Source organism: Bacillus sp. mrc49 (assembly GCF_002803435.1).
Genome location: NZ_PHNG01000212.1, coordinates 1 through 857 on the forward strand (window position 1 = coordinate 1; position 857 = coordinate 857).

Sequence of the window (857 nt, forward strand, 5' to 3'; positions counted from 1 at the left end):
AAAGTGATAATTATTCCGTATCCAATCAAGAGGATTTGATGGAAACAATGAGCTCCGTATCCGATACATTCACGCTCATGCTTGGCGGCATTGCCAGTATTTCGCTGCTTGTGGGCGGGATTGGCATCATGAATATCATGCTGGTATCCGTCTCGGAAAGGACGAAGGAAATCGGGATCCGAAAGGCAATCGGGGCAAACCGGAAATCGATCCTTCTGCAATTCTTAATTGAAGCGGTCGTCTTGAGCTGCCTAGGGGGATTGTTGGGAGTGGCAATTGGATTCGGAATCGCAAGGTCGATTTCAGCTTTTTCAACATTAACGATTAGTTATTCATGGTCGGTGACAGTGTCTGCCTTCTTATTCTCGATATTGATCGGGATTGTCTTTGGCGTATTCCCTGCCAATAAGGCATCGAAATTGAATCCAATCCAGGCACTGCGGCACGAGTGAACATACAAATTATAAAGAAAGCGGCTAGGAATATGCCCGCTTTCTTTTGTATATGAAAAAGGATAAAATCAACATAAATAGCAGGTGAAACGGTCAGGGGGGAACTCTTCATGAAGATTTTGGTGGTGGAAGATAATGCTTCATTATTGGAATCAATCCGGCAAATTTTGGCCGATGAATATGAAGTCGATACAGAGACTAACGGGGAGGATGGGCTATTCATGGCCCTGCAAGGCATTTACGATATCATTTTATTGGATGTGATGCTTCCGGGAATGGATGGCTTCGAAATCGTCCGAAACATCCGGGAAGCAAAAATCGATACAAGCGTTTTGTTTTTGACGGCAAAGGATGGCCTTGAGGATCGTGTCAGAGGGCTTGAGATGGGCGGTGATGACTATTTAG

General features: G+C 44.8%; 2 protein-coding genes. Both read left to right on the plus strand.

What is annotated here, in order from left to right:
- Positions 1–452 (plus strand): ABC transporter permease (locus CVN76_RS01505; protein WP_157805444.1); only part of this gene is annotated, 452 nt, incomplete at its 5' end.
- Positions 453–562: 110 nt separating this feature from the next.
- Positions 563–857, plus strand: a 295-nt coding sequence (locus tag CVN76_RS01510) for a response regulator (RefSeq protein ID WP_157805445.1), incomplete at its 3' end; no start/stop codon positions are given.